The sequence below is a fragment of the Micromonospora parastrephiae genome (assembly GCF_016802865.1).
Lineage (GTDB): Bacteria > Actinomycetota > Actinomycetes > Mycobacteriales > Micromonosporaceae > Micromonospora > Micromonospora parastrephiae.
Window position 1 is genome coordinate 53,296 of sequence record NZ_JAEVHM010000008.1, and the last position, 14,858, is coordinate 68,153.

Consider the following 14,858-nt stretch of genomic DNA (forward strand, 5'->3'; position numbering starts at 1 on the left):
TTACAGTCCAAGCGCGCCACGGGTAGCGTGCGAGTCGGATCGACGAACACCGATCATAACGAACGCCTGGAGGTATCCGTGCGTCGCCGACACACCACGACGCGGCTGATGGTCACCGCCGCACTCGCACTGCCCCTCACCCTCACCGCAGCCCCGGCCGTCGCCGCGCCCACCACCCCGGCCCGACACCTGACCGACGTGATCCCCGCACCCGTCGACACCCGCCCCGACCCCCGGGCCGCGTTCCGGATCAGCCCCCTGACCGTCATCCGCACCACACCCGGCTCCACCGACGCCCGCCAGGTGGGCCGTCAACTCGCCGAGACACTGCGCCCCGCCACCGGCTACCCCCTGCCGGTCCTACCCGTGCCCTCCACACCACTGCCCGAGATCGCCCTCCTGCTCGGGGGAGCGGACCACCGCATCGGCCAGGAGGGCTACCAACTCGACGTCACCCGCCAGCGCGTCACGATCCGCGCCAACACCCCCGCCGGACTGTTCGCCGGCACACAGACCCTGCGCCAACTCCTACCCGCCGACATCGAGGCGCCCAACCGGCGACGAACCACCTGGACCATCCCCGGCGGACGCATCGTCGACTACCCGCGCTTCGCCTACCGCGGCGCCATGCTCGACCTCGCACGGCACTTCCACACCGTCGACGAGATCACCGCCTACGTGGACCTCATCAGCCAGTACAAAATCAACTACCTGCACCTGCACCTGACCGACGACCAGGGCTGGCGCATCCAGATCGACTCCTGGCCCCGACTCACCACCGTCGGCGGCGGCCCCGGCACCGGAGTCGACGGCGTCGGCCCCGGATACCTCACCAAGGCCGACTACAAGGCCGTCGTCGCCTACGCGGCCGCACGACACATCACCATCGTCCCCGAGATCGACATGCCCGGCCACACCAACGCCGCCCAGTCGACCTACCCCGAACTCAACTGCGACGGTGTCCCGCCGCCCCCACGCACCGACACCGCCGTCGGCTACAGCTCCCTCTGCATCAACGACGACCTGACCTACCGCTTCGTCGAGGACGTCATCCGCGAACTCGCCGCCATCACACCCGGACCCTTCCTGCACATCGGCGGCGACGAAGCCCACGCCACCACCGACGAGGACTACCGCACCTTCATGAACCGCGTCCTGCCCCTCGTCACCAAGTACGGCAAACGCGCCTCGGGCTGGAACGAGGTCACACAGGTCGATCCACCCGCCGACGTGGTCGCACAGTTCTGGGGCACCGGCACCACCAACGCCGACCTGGCCGACGCCGCCGCCCGAGGCACCAAGGTCATCATGTCGCCGGCCAACAAGTCCTACCTGGACATGAAGTACGACGCCAACACGCCCCTCGGGCTGCGCTGGGCCGGCCTGATCGAGGTTTCCGACGCGTACGGCTGGGACCCCGCCACCCGCGTCAGCGCGTCGGCGAGAACGCGATCCTCGGCGTCGAGGCACCCCTGTGGTCCGAAACCCTGCGAACCCTCGACGACATCGAGTACATGGCCTTCCCACGCCTGCCCGCGATCGCCGAGCTCGGCTGGTCGACGGCGGCCAGCCACGACTGGGAATCGTTCCGGACCCGACTGGGGGAGCAGGCACCCCGCTGGCGCCTGCAGCAGGTCAACTTCTACCCGTCGCCCCAGGTGCCCTGGAGCTGAGCCGGTCGGGGGCACCGGCCGCCGCGGCCGGTGCCCCCGCGTCGCTCAACGACCGCAGGCGCTGTCCAACGCCTTCAGGGTCGGATCCAGGTCCGGCGCCTCCACCTCGGTGGCCTTCGGGCCGGTGAGCCGCTTCTCGACCGCGGCGGCGAGATTCTCCAACGCCGTACGCACCCGCGGATCCGCAGCCGTCGGCGCCTCCTCACGGAGATCCTGCGCGAGCGCCGTGTAGTGGCCCCGCACCTTCGCACCCTGCTCCTTCGCGCTGACCGGCTTGTCGATCGCGGCGATCGCGTCGTCCGCCATCGCGACAAAGTGCTTCTTCACCACCGCCAGGGTCGTCTCGCAGACCTGCTTGCTGTTCGCCGCGACGTCCACCGTCGCACTGGGCGCCGCGGCCGCCGACGGCGCGGCGCTCCCCGCGTCCTGCGCCGCCGACGGGTCGCAACCAGCGGCCAGGCCGGCCAGCGCGACAAGGGTCAGGACGGTACGGACAGGCCTACCCATCATGGTCGTTCCCCCGTTGTGGTGAGCGGCCCCGACGATGATCACTTCGCCGGCCGAGCGCACCACTGTAGAGAGCACCAGCCGCGGGCGCACGCCCGTTCCACCCGCCGCCGGGCACACTCGCTAGGCTCCCGGGATGGATCTGGCGGTCGACGAGACAGCGGGAACCGGACCGGCGATCGTCTGCCTGCCCATGTTCGGCACGAGCCGCGCCACCACGGCAGCCGCCCTCAGTCCCGCCCTCGCCGGTGCGGGCCTGCGCGAGACGTACCTGGACCTGCCCGGCCACGGCGACTCACCAGCGACCGGCCACCCCACCTCCCAGGCGGTGCTGGACGCCGTCTGCGCATGGCTCGACCGTCACCTCGACGCGCCCGTCCTGCTGGCCGGCGCGTCCTACGGCGCCTACCTCGCCGCCGGGATCGCACGCCAGCGGCCAGAACTCGTCCGTGGCCTGCTCCTCGTCTGCCCGGGTGTCGCCATCTCGCCGGAACGTCGGACCCTGCCCGACCGTCGTCGCCCACCGGCGGCGCCCACCGGCTGGCTCGACGCCGCCCCCGCCGACCTGCGCGCACACCTCGACACCGCGCTGGGCCATCGCACCCCGGCCGTCGTCGCGACGGTGCTCGCCGCGCTCACCTCCGGCGGCTCCGGCGACGAGACGTTCCAGCAGGACCTGCGAACAGGCCCCGGGTACGCGCTTCCCGACGAGCACGACGACACCGTCTTCGACGGGCCGGTCAGCGTGCTCACCGGCCGACAGGACGGCATCGTCGGCTACGCCGACCAGTTCCACGCCATGCGCCGCTATCCCCGTGGCACCTTCACGGTGATCGACGAAGCCGGGCACTACCTGCCCTTCGAACAACCGGCGCTGCTGCGCTCGCTCACCCAGGACTGGCTGCGCCGCACGCACAACTGACCGCCCGACCTGCGGCAAGCCAGCGCGGCAGGGTCCCCGACCCTCCCCGGCCGTGCGGACCTGACTTTTGTCATGAGTGCCCGTGCGCCCCACACCGAAGCTCATGACTAAGCGCACTGTGGCCCGTCACGTCCTGTGAACGAGACTCAATCCAGCGCCGGAACACATGCCGGCCGAGTTCGTGACGGGAGGCGGGACGGTGGACGAGCGCTACGACAGTTACTGCGCCGCGGATCGACTGTTCTACGACTCGCTCGGCAGCGCCGTCGCGCAGCCCGTCTTCCCGGCCGCCGAGCGGCCGGTACCGGCCGGCTGGCGCCGAGAGCCGCTCGACGACTGGTTGATCTACGGCCCGGACGGCGGCTCGCTGCCGCAGCAGGGCTGGAAGATCCACGTGTCGGCGGGTCTGGCCAACGCCGAGCGGGTGCTCGACGCGGTCTGGGACTACTGCGTCCCCCGCGGCCTGTCCTTCAAGTTCCTGCGCGGACCTCGCACGTTGCTGCTGCGCAACTCCAAGTACGCCGCGCGGGCCGCCAGCGGCAAGTTCATCACGGTCTACCCCCGCGACGACGCGGAGCTGGAGCTGACCTGCAAGGAACTCGACAAACTGCTCGCCGGCGAGTCCGGACCGTACATCCTCAGCGACCTCCGCTACGGAGCCGGCCCGGTCCACGTGCGCTACGGCGGCTTCGCCGCCCGTTACTGCCACTCGCCGGACGGTCAGGTGGTGCCGGCGATCGAGGACGACTCCGGTGCGCTGGTACCCGACCGTCGCGAACCGGTCTTCCACGTCCCGTCCTGGATCACCCTGCCCGACTTCCTCGGCCCGCACCTGGCCGCCCGGAGCGAGACCAGCACCAACGAGGTGCCCTACCGCATCGAGCGGGTGATCCACTTCTCGAACGGCGGCGGGCTGTACGTGGGCCGGGACCTGCGCAGCGACACCCAGGTGGTGCTGAAGGAGGCACGACCGCACGCCGGCCTGGACGCCGACGGCGTCGACGCCGTCGCCCGACTGGCACGCGAGGCCGCCGCACTGCGGCAACTCTCCGACCTGCCGCAGGTGCCACGTGTGCACGACGAGTTCACCCTCGGCGAGCACCGGTTCCTCGCCCTCGAATTCATCGAGGGCCGGCCGCTGAACAAGGTGCTCGTCGACCGCTACCCGCTCATCGACGCCGACGCCACGGACGACGACCGGGCGACGTACGCCCGATGGGCCCGGCACATCTACGAGCAGGTCGAGTCCCTCATCGAGGCGATCCACCAGCACGGCCTGGTCTACGGGGACCTGCACCTGTTCAACATCATGGTCCGCCCGGACGATCGAGTCGTCCTGGTCGACTTCGAGGTCGCCGCCCCGATCACCGGACACCGTCGACCCGGGCTGCGCAACCAGGGCTTCGCGGCGCCCCGGGACCGGACCGGACCAGCGGTCGACCGGTACGCGCTGGCGTGCCTGCGGCTGGCGCTGTTCCTGCCACTGACCCAGCTGGTCCGCCTCGCACCGACGAAGGTGGGCCACCTCGCCGACATCATCGCCGCGAACTTCCCGGTGCCGCGATCCTTCCTGGACCCGGCGGTCGAGGAAATCACCGGCGGTCCACGAGACACCGCCAACCCCGGCCTGGACCTCGACACGCGCGACTGGCCGACCCTGCGAGACCAACTGACCAGAGCGATCGTCGCCAGCGCCACCCCCGAGCGCGACGACCGGCTCTTCCCCGGCGACATCGAACAGTTCCGCAGCGGCGGCCTCAACCTCGCCCACGGCGCGGCCGGCGTGCTGTACGCACTCGACAAGGCCGGCGCGGGCCGCTGGCCCGAACACGAGGACTGGCTGGTACGGCGGGCGACAGCACCCCCGTCCGGCACCCGCTGCGGCTTCTACGACGGCCTGCACGGTGTGGCGTACACCCTGGAACACCTCGGACGCCGGCAGGACGCCCTGGACGTCCTCGACATCTGCCTGCGCGAGCCCCTGGACGGGCTCGACCACAGCCTGTCGAGCGGACTGTCCGGAATCGCCCTCAACCTGGCCGAACTGGCCGCGCGTACCGGGGAGGCGTCACTGCTCGACGCCGCCTGGCGGGCGGCCCAGCGGGTGATCGACCGGCTGGCCGACGACCCGGGCCCCGACATCAGCGGCGGACGCCACCCTTACGCCGGGCTGCTGCGCGGCCGGACCGGACCGGCGCTGATGTTGCTGCGGCTCTACGAACTCACCGGCGACGACGACCTCCTGGGGCACGCCGCCACGGCGCTGCGCCAGGACCTGCGCCGGTGCGTGCTGCGCCCGGACGGCGCGCTGGAGGTCAACGAGGGCTGGCGAACCATGCCATACCTGGCGCACGGCAGCGTCGGCATCGGGCTGGTCATCGACCAGTACCTGCGCCACCGCGCCGACGACCGGTTCGCCGAGGCGAGTGCCGGGATCCGCCGCGCGGCACGGTCACCGTTCTACGCGCAATCCGGACTCTTCGCTGGCCGGGCCGGCATCATCAGCTACCTCGCCGCATCGACCGACGACGCCGACCGCCGGGAACTCGACGTGCAGCTGGATCGGCTGTCCTGGCACGCGCTGCCGTACCGCGACGGCACGGCCTTCCCCGGTGAGCAGTTGCTGCGCCTGTCCATGGACCTCGGCACCGGCACCGCCGGCGTGCTGTACGCGCTGGCCTGCGCCCAGCACGACGAGCCGCCGGTGCTGCCGTTCCTCGCGCCCCTCGCGGGCGCGACCAGACTCCCTCGCGACAGCGAGGGCGACCTGACCGACGAACGGATGGAAGGGAGGTGACACGACATGGCGCTTCTGGACCTCCAGGGCCTGGAGATGGCTCCGGCCGACCGCACGGGTGGCGGTAGCCGGGCGAGCCTGCTGCTCTGCGGCGACAGCTCGCTCTCCGTCACGACCTGCAACTGATCCATTCGCACGCGTGGCCCTGGGCGGGTAGACGTACCCGCCCAGGGCAACCACGCAGCACCGGGAGGACCGATGCCGACGTTCGCCACGGGAGACCGGTTGCTCAGGCGGACGGTCCTGGCGGGCGGTGGCTGGACCGCCGCACTCGCGGCGTCGCGCTGCTCGGCGCGACCGCCGAACTCCTGCTACCCGCGGTCCTCGGACGCGCCGTCGACGCCGCTCTCGCCGCGGGCTCCGGCTGGTGGACGGTGGCCGCCTGCGCACTGGTCGTCGTACTCATCTGCGTCGACACCCTCACGGACCTGGCCACCGGATTCGGCGCGGCACGAGCCACCGCCGAGCTGCGCCGGCACCTGCTGCGCCACCTGTTCGCGCTGGACGTCCGCACCACCCGCCGGCACCCGGTGGGTGATCTCGTCGGCCGGCTGGTCAGCCAGACGGCCGACGCGGGACAAGCCGGCAACGCCGTGGTGCTGGCGGTGATCGCGTTGCTGCCGCCACTCGGCAGCGTCGTCGCGCTCACCATCATGGAACCGGTGCTCGGGGTCACCCTGCTCGCCGGCCTCGGCCTGCTCACCATCCTCATGCGGGCCTTCGTCTCCGACGCCTCGGCCGTGACCGCCAGCTACCAACGGGTGCTGGGCGCCATCGCCGGCCGACTGCTGGAATCACTGACCGGGGCCCGGACCATCGCCGCCGCCGCCACCACCCACCGTGAGCAGGAGCGGGTGCTGGCGGCCCTACCGGAACTCGGCGCGCACGGCCGGCGCGGTTGGGAGCTGCTGGCCCGGGTGAGCGCACGCACGTCCGCCGTGGCGCCGCTGCTGCACCTCAGCGTCGTCGCGGTCGGCGGATACGCCCTGACCGTCGGCTGGCTGACGCCAGGGCAACTGGTCGCCGCGGTCCGCTACGCGGCGATGGGCGCCGGCCTCGGCGGCGTACTCGCCGCACTGAACCACCTGGTCCGCAGCCGCGCGGGCGCGACTCGGATCGCCGAGCTGCTGGCTCAGCCCGTCGTGCCGGCAGGCGACCGACCCCTCCCACCCGGCGGCGGCGCGCTGCGACTGCGCGGGGTGAGCGTGCGCGCCGACGACGGCCGGCCCATCCTGGACCGGATCGACCTGGACGTACCGGCCGGCTCGACCGTGGCCGTCGTCGGAACGTCCGGCTCCGGCAAATCGACCCTGGCCGCAATAGCGGGACGACTGCACGATCCCGACGACGGCGACGTGCGACTGGACGGCGTACCCCTGCGGCACCTCGACCGGGCGGCGCTGCGCCGGGCCGTGGGCTACGCCTTCGACCGACCCGTGTTGATCGGCGCGACCATCCACGACGCGATCGGGTTGGCGCTGCCGCCCGGGTCGGCAGCCCTGCCGACCGACCCGGCTCCGGCGACACCGGCGGTCCTACAGGCCGCCCGCATGGCGGCGGTCGCCGACGTGGTCGAACGGCTACCCCACGGCTACCGCACCCCGCTGGCGGACACACCCCTGTCCGGGGGCGAAACCCAACGCCTCGGCCTGGCACGCGCCTTCGCCGCCGAACGACTGCTCATCCTGGACGACGCGACATCCAGCCTGGACACGGCCACCGAACACCGCATCGCCCAGGCGGTCACCGGACGGACCGGCGAGCGCACCCGGCTGGTGATCACCCACCGGGTCGCCACGGCCGCGACGGCCGACCTCGTCGCCTGGCTGGACGGCGGACGGCTGCGCGGCCTGGCACCACACCAGCGGCTCTGGGCCGACCCGGACTACCGAGCGGTCTTCCAACCCGCCAGCGGTGGGTCGTGAACCCTCCCGGGGTACGCCGAGTGACCTGGCGGGCGATGCGGGCCCGCCGGCGGGAGCTGGCCCGGCTGTGCGGCTGGTCGCTGGTCGAGTCACTGCCCGCGCTGCTCTCCGGCTACCTGGTCGCCCGCGCCGTCGACGAGGGTTTCCTGGCCGGGCACGCACTCACCGGCCTGACCTGGTTGGGTGCCCTCGCCGTGGCCGTGCTGATCGGCGCGACGGCCACCGGCCGGACGTACCGGAGCCTCGGCGCCGTGGTCGAGCCGTTCCGCGACGAACTGGCCGCTCAGGTGGTCCGCGGGGCGCTGCGCGACGCCACCCGGGCCGGCGGCCACCCGGACAGCACCGCGGTGGCCCGGTTGACCCACCAGACGGAGATTGTCCGCGACACCTTCGCCGGTCTGCTGATGGTGACCCGCGGTTTCCTCTTCTCCGCCGGCGCCGCCCTGCTCGGCCTGCTCGCCCTGGCACCGGTGGTGGCGGCGCTCGCCGCCGCGCCCCTGGCCGTCGGCCTGGCCGTGTTCCTCACCGCGCTGCCGGCGATGGTCACGCACCAGCGCGCGTACGTCCGGGCCGGTGAGCAGCTCGGCCAGTCCGCCGCGACCGCGTTGGCCGGGCACCGAGACGTGCTGGCCTGCGGCGCGCAGGCACGTGTGACGGCCGACGTGGAACGTCGAGTGTCGTCGCAGGCCGCCGCGGAACGCACACTCGCCCGGATGGCCGCGATCCGCAGCCTCAGCCTCGGCATCGGCGGCTGGCTGCCGCTGGTGGTGCTGCTGGCAGCCGCACCGTGGCTGGTCCAGCATGGCCTGACCGCCGGCGCGGTGCTGGGCGCGCTGATCTACGTCTCCACCGGCCTGCAACCAGCCCTGCACACCCTGGTCCAGGGCGTCGGCGGCGGCGGACTGCGCTACGTGGTGACCCTGGAGAACATCCTGCGCACCTGCCCGGAGATCGACGCTCCCCGTCCACCGGAGTCGGTCAACCGGACGCCCCGCTCCCGCCCACCGACCGGCCGGACCGGCCCCGCCCCGGCCGTCGAGGTCCGGGGACTGACCTTCCGCTACGGCCCGCGCTCCCGGCCCATCCTGGAGAACTTCTCACTCGACCTGACCCACGGCGAACACCTCGCCGTGGTGGGCCCGAGTGGTGCGGGCAAGTCCACACTGGCCGCCCTGATGGCCGGCCTGGTGCCACCGCAAGCCGGCACCGTCCACCTGGCCGGCGAGCCGGTGACCGGCGCCGACCCGGCCGCCCTCGCCCGAATGCGGGTGCTGGTACCGCAGGAGGCCTACATCTTCACCGGACGCCTCGCCGACAACCTGCGCTACCTCCGGCCCGACGCCGACGACCGCACGCTGGAAACCGCCCTCGACACGCTCGGCGCGCGCCCCTTGGCAACCCGCCTGGGCGGCCTGAACGCACAGGTCACACCGGCCCTGCTCTCCGGCGGCGAGCGGCAGCTCATCGCCGCGGTCCGGGCCTGGCTCGCGCCCGCCCCACTGGTGATCCTCGACGAAGCCACCTGCCACCTGGACCCGGCACTGGAGGCCACGGTCGAAGACGCCTTCGCCCGGCGACCCGGCAGCCTGGTCGTGATCGCCCACCGGATCAGTTCCGCGCTCCGGGCCCGTCGACTTCTGGTCCTCGACGGTGACGAGCCCGTCGCGGGGACGCATGAGCAACTGCTGGCACACTCGGCCACCTACCGGCTGCTCGTCGGCTACTGGGACGAGCCGGCGGTGGCACCCCCGGCGACGCCGGCGCGGCGGGGCTGACACCGCCCGCCCACACCGGCGGGGGGTCAGATCCAGCCCGCCTCGCGTGCGACGCGCACCGCCTCGACCCGGGTACGCGCACCAACCTTGCGCGCGATCCGCCCCAGATGGTTGCGGACGGTGCCCGAGGTGAGCCCCAGCGACACCGCGACCTCCGCGACCGGCGCCCCCGCCGCGGTCAGGGACAACACCTCCGTCTCACGATCGGTCAGTGGGCCGTCCGAGTGCAGCGCCGCGACGACGAGGTCCGCGTCGAGCACCGGCTCCCGCCGAGCGAGCCGGCGGATCCCGTCGATGACCCGCTGAGGAGCGACGTCGCTGCGCAGCACGCCCACCATCCGGGTCGCGCAGGCCATTCCGCGCAGCCGCCCAGCCCGACGTGGGTGAGCCAGCACCAGGACCGGACACGGGCCGAGGCGACTGGCGTCGACCCCCTCGATGAAGTTCAGGTCCGCCACCACCACGTCGGGGCGTTGGGCCCGCACCGCCGCGGGAACCGCCTCGCCGCGGTCCACCTTCGCCACCACACGGATGTCATCCTCGGCAGCGAGGACGAACGACAACGCGCCCAACACCAGGGCACCGTCCAACGCGAGCAGGGTACGGATCACTTCGAACCTTCCCACGCACTCCGATGATGATCACACAACGTGATAATTCAAGCACGCACCCGACGTGTCCGCACGTCGGGGGAGCGGGCCCGGGCAGACCGCCGGACCCGCCCCCGACCACTACAACCAGCCGTCCCGCCGCGCACGCCACACCGCCTCCAACCGGTTCCGAGCACCGGTCTTGCGCAGAATCGCCGACAGATGGTTGCGCACCGTCCCATGTGCCAGGTACAGGCGGACAGCGATCTCCTTGAGAGGCAGACCTTCGGCGGCCATCCGCAGCACATCCATCTCCCGGGGCGTCAACGGGCTCTCCGTGGGCCACAGCACCGCCGCCGCAGCGGCCGGGTCGATCGCACGCTCCCCGGCGGCGAGCGTGCGGATCGCCCGCACCAACTCCGCCAGGGAGCCATCCTTGCCGACCAGACCCCGAGCGCCGGCCGCCAGCGCCGCCTCCACCAGCGCCGGACTCCACCGCGGACTCATCGCCAACACGGCAGTGGTGGGCGCCTCGACACCAACCGCGGCGACCACCTCCACCGGGTCGGGGAGATCCGGGCTCAGCGCGAGCACCACCACCTGCGGTTTGCACCGCCGGACCACCTTCAACAGCTCGCCGACGCCCTCGACGTCGGCGACGACCTCCATGTCCTCCTCAGTTGACAGCGCGGCGCAGAGCGCCCCGCGGAGCAAACCCATGTCCTCGGCGATGACAACGTGGATCACCACGTTTCTCCGATCTCAGGTACGCGTGACGGCCACCCACCCCGGATCATCCACAGGGCTCAACAGGGCCGGTCGCGCGCGACAGACGGGCAGGTATCGGCCCAGGGCACCGTCACGACGAACGGGCACGGGCGCCGGTCGACCCCAGCGGGTGAACCTGTCGAGCAGGCCAGCCACCCCGGCCGATCGGCCCGCGTCAGCCAGGCCGGGCGATCACCGACCGAGATCGGGTCCCGAGGACGAGCGACACGAGATCGCAGGTCTGCTCAGCACCAGCGGGCGACTGCCGGGCGAGTGGCCACACCAACCCGGGCCCGGGCGCCGATCCGTCGTTGACTCCGGCGGCACCCTGCTCAGCGGGTGCGACGGGCAGACCCGGAAGATTCGCCCGCATGGGCGTCGGACCTGGCCGTGCGACACGGCGTCCCGTCGAGACCGCGCTGTCCACCGCCTCGACGACAGGCGCCAGCGGCGGCGCAGCCACCGCCGGCAGCGTCCCGGCTGGTACCGGGGTCAGCGTCGGATCCACCGGTGACGCCGGCACGGCCGAGGCGGGCTGCCTCGTCGGGTCGCTCACCGCGACGGGACGGGACCCGGACGCCGGCGGCACGGGCAGTCGCAATGGCGTCGGAACGGTCACCACGCCGAGAACGGGCGGAAGAACGGCATCGGCGACGTGCCGGAGCGCGATGACGATCGACCGGATCGGCACACCGCCCACGACGCCGGCGACCTGCGGAAACGGGGCACTGACCAGGTCCATCGTGGACGAAATGGCGGGCGGCACGGCCGACGGCGTGCCGAGCGTGGCCGAGCCTGAATGCCGCGGGGGATCGGCGGCCGGGCCGGCCGGGCCGGTACCGCGAGCCGGACGATGACCCGCACCGGCGGCTGCGTCCGACCGACGGCCCGGCTGGAGTCCTCCGCGCTCGACCGAGCCGTGCGCCACGGATGCGCCGATGCGGGGGAGCGGCACCGACCCGGACGAGCGTCGGCCGGAACCGGAACGCGCCGTCGGTGGCGTCGCGTCCCTCGGAGAGACGACGCCTGCCGGCGGGGCGAGGGGTCCACCCTGGTGACGCTCGTCGGCACCCGCGCCCCGCTGGCGGTGCCGGTTGTGGCCTTCCGCGACCGGGAGCCCGACGACGACCCGCTCGACCAGGACGCCGGTCTGCTGATGACGCTCGCCGCCGGAACCGCTGCGGCCCCCGTCGGCGGCGGCTGGCCCCTGGAACAGAAGGACCACGATGAAGCCGGCCCCGACGGTAGCCAGGATCAGCGCCATCCGCCGGGTGAGCCAGCGCCCCCGGTCGGCCGCGGGCGAAACCGATCGGGTCGGCGCACGCGTCGGCGCGGTTCCATTGACGGGACTTCGCACGCGGCACGACCCCTTCCGCTCGGGATTGCTGACTCATGGTAGCTATGTGGACACGCCACCGCATCCGGTGATCGGCCGATCACTCTTCGAGTCGCGCTCGCCTGTCAGCCGCGGGTTGTCCGGGTCGGCGTGCGCCAGCGGCGAGAGGCGCTGCCTCGGGTCCCGCTTTGGGTCAGTTCTGATTCGATAATGCACATTATGTAAAGTAGCGCGATGTGGGGATCCCCCCGTCGTCCGTGGACAGGTACTTCTCGACCAGGGTGACCCGTTCCGCCACCGGTCGGGCCGGCACGTGGACCAGGTGGAACCCGTACGCCTCGTACACCTCCTCGTGCACGCGGGCGAAGGCCAGGGACTCGGCGTAGCCGATCCGGCGCACGGCCGTTCGTTCGACGAAGCCCAGCGGGCTGATCAGGAACACCAACCGCTGGTAGGTCCGCTCCCGCACGGCCCGCTCCACCTCGGCCGCGAGCGCCCAACCGATCGCCCTACCCAGATACCGCGCCAACGCCAGAGTGCACAGAGGCGACCGGTCATACCAGTGCACCGGCCGGCCCGCGGTGCGCCCATTCCCGTCGATCATGGAGTTGTGGTGGTGGACGAACTGCGCGAATGTGGTGGCAGCGGGCACCACAAGTCCATGATCGACGGGAAGGTCTTCGCGGCCTCTCGTACGGTGACGTGTCCCTTGTGGCGCAGCGCCTCCAGCAGGGTCGTCTTGCCGGCGCCGGGTGCTCCGGTCAGGACCGTACCGCCTGGGTTCAGGCATGCTCTCCCCCTTCCTTCACGCTTCCCGGAAACGGCGAAAATAGTGCATAATATCCCTTATGCATGACAAAAAGGACGACTCGCTCGGAGTGCTGATCGAGGAGTTCCTGACCGCCCGGGCGACCCGCAAGCCCTCCCCGCACACCCTGGCGGCCTACCGGCGGGACCTGCACGCGGTGGCCGCTCTGGTAGCCGAGGGCGACACCACTCCCCTCCCCCTCGACGAGCTGTCGATCACCGACCTCTCCCCCCGCGTGATGCGGGCGGCCTTCGCCCGGTTCGCGGCGCCCCGAGCGCCCGCGTCGGTGCATCGGGCCTGGTCCACCTGGAACAGTTTCTTCACGTTCCTGGTCGCCGACGGGGTGGTGCCGGGCAATCCGATGCCGGCGGTTGGCCGGCCTCGGGCGCTACTCCCCCAGCCGAAGCCGCTGCGCGGCGCGGACACCCCCGAGGTGCTGCTCGCGTCGGTGGCGCGTGACGACGGCCGGCAGCGTGATCCGTGGCCGGAGCGGGACGTCGCGGTGCTGGCGGTGGCGCTGTGCGCCGGGCTGCGTCTGTCGGAGCTGCTGGCGTTACGGGTCGGGTCGCTGGCGGGTCGGCCCGGTGAGCGGCGGATCGAGGTCACCGGCAAGGGTGGGCGTCCCCGGGTGGTGCCGATCGAGGGCGATCTGGACCGGGTGTTGGTGGACTATCTGGACAGTCGCCGTCGGCGCTTCGGTGCGCGGTCGGTACGCCCCGACTCGGCGTTGCTGGTGGACCGGCACGGCGAGCCGCTGCGCCGCGGTGGGCTGCAGTATCTCGTCGAGTCCTGTTACCGGCGGGCGGGCATCGGTGACCGGGTGCCGCGCGGGGCGCGGTTGCACGCGCTGCGGCACACGTTCGCCACGCGGTTGGCGGAGGACGGGGCGAGCGCTGCGGAGATCATGCGGTTGCTGGGGCACGCGTCGCTGGCGTCGTCGCAGACGTACATCGAGGTGACGGCGGGCCAGCAGCGTGATGCGGTGCGGGCCAACCGGACCAACCGGGCGCTGGCGGCTCTGGTTGCGATGGACCAGGAGTGAGCGCGGTCAGTGTGCTCGGTCGTCGGTGCCGTCGGCGGTGACGGGAAGGGGGCCGAGGACGGCGTTGATGATGTGGATGCGGGCGTTGGTGGCCTGGTAGTCGGCGCAGACCGCGTCGGCGCGGTCGCTGAGGCGGGCGGTGGTGGCGGTACGGGTGACGGTGACGGTGACGCCGTCGAGGGTGGTGGTCGTGCCGGCGGAGGCGAGGTGGTCGATCGGGTGGTCCCCCGTGATGAGGTGCGCCTTGAGCAGGGTGCGGAGCTGGTCGGTGTGGTGGGTCATGAGGTCGTCCCAGTTGTCCTGGGAGAACGTGGCGGCGAACGCGTCGTCGGTGGGTGCGAGGACGGTGACGGCGGTTCCGGCGGGTAGGTCGGTGAGGACTCCGCTGGTGCGCAGGGCCGCCTCGAACGTGGTGAGGGTGGGGATCCACCGCAGTGCCTCGTCGACGGGTTGGCCGGCGAGGAAGGCCGGGTTGCCCGGTTCGGTGCCGGTGGGCAGGGCGGCGCACAGTGGCCCGGCGACGTGGGGTGTCGTGGTGCTGGTCGCTGGTTCCGTGTCCGTGGGTGGCGTGCCGGTGCTGGTACAGGCTGCCAGCAGCAGGGTCGGTATGAGGAGACCGAGGGCTGGCCGTCGGGGGCGTCGCGGTGGGGTGCCGGTCGGGGTGGCGGGGTGCGGCACGGCGTCCTCCACGGGTTCGGGGTTGGTGGGTGGGCGT

The 14,858-nt window shown here is 72.3% G+C and carries 14 protein-coding genes and 1 pseudogene; 9 read left to right on the forward strand and 6 right to left on the reverse strand.

Going from position 1 to position 14,858, the window contains the following annotated elements:
- Positions 1-108: 108 nt before the first annotated feature.
- A pseudogene (locus JNW91_RS03790) lies at positions 109-1,377 on the forward strand (beta-N-acetylhexosaminidase); the annotation flags it as partial.
- A 110-nt stretch (positions 1,378-1,487) separates the two neighbouring features.
- The gene (locus tag JNW91_RS33810) at positions 1,488-1,673 is read left to right on the forward strand and encodes a hypothetical protein (protein WP_407664247.1); all 186 of its coding nucleotides are present in this window, start codon (positions 1,488-1,490) and stop codon (positions 1,671-1,673) included.
- Between the two features lie 45 nt (positions 1,674-1,718).
- Here JNW91_RS33810 and JNW91_RS03795 read toward each other — a convergent pair whose 3' ends face one another.
- Positions 1,719-2,273 carry a hypothetical protein gene (locus tag JNW91_RS03795; protein ID WP_203173544.1) on the reverse strand — a complete coding sequence of 185 codons (555 nt, stop codon included), beginning with the start codon at positions 2,271-2,273 and terminating at the stop codon, positions 1,719-1,721.
- 43 nt (positions 2,274-2,316) lie between these two features.
- Between JNW91_RS03795 and JNW91_RS03800 the strand changes: the two genes are divergently transcribed.
- The 5 genes from JNW91_RS03800 (at position 2,317) to JNW91_RS03820 (ending at position 9,599) form a co-directional block, all read left to right on the forward strand.
- Positions 2,317-3,102, forward strand: a complete 786-nt coding sequence (locus JNW91_RS03800) for an alpha/beta fold hydrolase (RefSeq protein ID WP_203173545.1) — start codon at positions 2,317-2,319, stop codon at positions 3,100-3,102.
- A gap of 166 nt (positions 3,103-3,268) precedes the next feature.
- The gene (lanKC, locus tag JNW91_RS03805) at positions 3,269-5,899 is read left to right on the forward strand and encodes a class III lanthionine synthetase LanKC (protein ID WP_238424300.1); all 2,631 of its coding nucleotides are present in this window, start codon (positions 3,269-3,271) and stop codon (positions 5,897-5,899) included.
- 6 nt (positions 5,900-5,905) lie between these two features.
- Entirely contained in the window at positions 5,906-6,025 is a 120-nt protein-coding gene (locus JNW91_RS03810; RefSeq protein ID WP_013734295.1) for a SapB/AmfS family lanthipeptide, read from the forward strand.
- A 182-nt stretch (positions 6,026-6,207) separates the two neighbouring features.
- Positions 6,208-7,824, forward strand: a complete 1,617-nt coding sequence (locus JNW91_RS03815; RefSeq protein WP_238424317.1) for an ABC transporter ATP-binding protein — start codon at positions 6,208-6,210, stop codon at positions 7,822-7,824.
- A complete protein-coding gene (locus JNW91_RS03820) occupies positions 7,821-9,599 on the forward strand; it encodes an ATP-binding cassette domain-containing protein (protein WP_203173546.1) in 1,779 nt (592 codons plus the stop codon). Before JNW91_RS03815 ends, JNW91_RS03820 begins: the two co-directional genes overlap by 4 nt.
- 26 nt (positions 9,600-9,625) lie before the next feature.
- Here JNW91_RS03820 and JNW91_RS03825 read toward each other — a convergent pair whose 3' ends face one another.
- A complete protein-coding gene (locus tag JNW91_RS03825) occupies positions 9,626-10,225 on the reverse strand; it encodes a response regulator transcription factor (RefSeq protein ID WP_309244213.1) in 600 nt (199 codons plus the stop codon).
- A gap of 105 nt (positions 10,226-10,330) precedes the next feature.
- Positions 10,331-10,936 (reverse strand): response regulator transcription factor, encoded by a 606-nt coding sequence (locus JNW91_RS33425; RefSeq protein WP_309244214.1) that lies wholly within the window; start codon positions 10,934-10,936, stop codon positions 10,331-10,333.
- 1,075 nt (positions 10,937-12,011) lie between these two features.
- On the opposite strand from JNW91_RS33425, the gene JNW91_RS03835 reads away from it, so the two are divergent.
- Entirely contained in the window at positions 12,012-12,356 is a 345-nt protein-coding gene (locus JNW91_RS03835; protein ID WP_203173548.1) for a hypothetical protein, read from the forward strand.
- Between the two features lie 154 nt (positions 12,357-12,510).
- Here the strand turns inward: JNW91_RS03835 and JNW91_RS03840 are convergent, their stop codons facing one another.
- Together JNW91_RS03840 and JNW91_RS33815 are read right to left on the reverse strand one after the other, a co-directional pair.
- Positions 12,511-12,945: an AAA family ATPase gene (locus tag JNW91_RS03840; RefSeq protein ID WP_203173549.1), complete on the reverse strand. Its 435-nt coding sequence runs from the start codon at positions 12,943-12,945 to the stop codon at positions 12,511-12,513.
- The gene (locus tag JNW91_RS33815; protein ID WP_203173561.1) at positions 12,894-13,136 is read right to left on the reverse strand and encodes an AAA family ATPase; all 243 of its coding nucleotides are present in this window, start codon (positions 13,134-13,136) and stop codon (positions 12,894-12,896) included. The genes JNW91_RS03840 and JNW91_RS33815 overlap by 52 nt, the downstream gene beginning before the upstream one ends.
- A 5-nt stretch (positions 13,137-13,141) precedes the next feature.
- Between JNW91_RS33815 and JNW91_RS03850 the strand changes: the two genes are divergently transcribed.
- The gene (locus JNW91_RS03850; protein ID WP_203173550.1) at positions 13,142-14,143 is read left to right on the forward strand and encodes a tyrosine-type recombinase/integrase; all 1,002 of its coding nucleotides are present in this window, start codon (positions 13,142-13,144) and stop codon (positions 14,141-14,143) included.
- 6 nt (positions 14,144-14,149) lie between these two features.
- Here the strand turns inward: JNW91_RS03850 and JNW91_RS03855 are convergent.
- Positions 14,150-14,858: fasciclin domain-containing protein (locus JNW91_RS03855; protein ID WP_238424301.1), on the reverse strand; the 709-nt coding region annotated here is incomplete at its 5' end.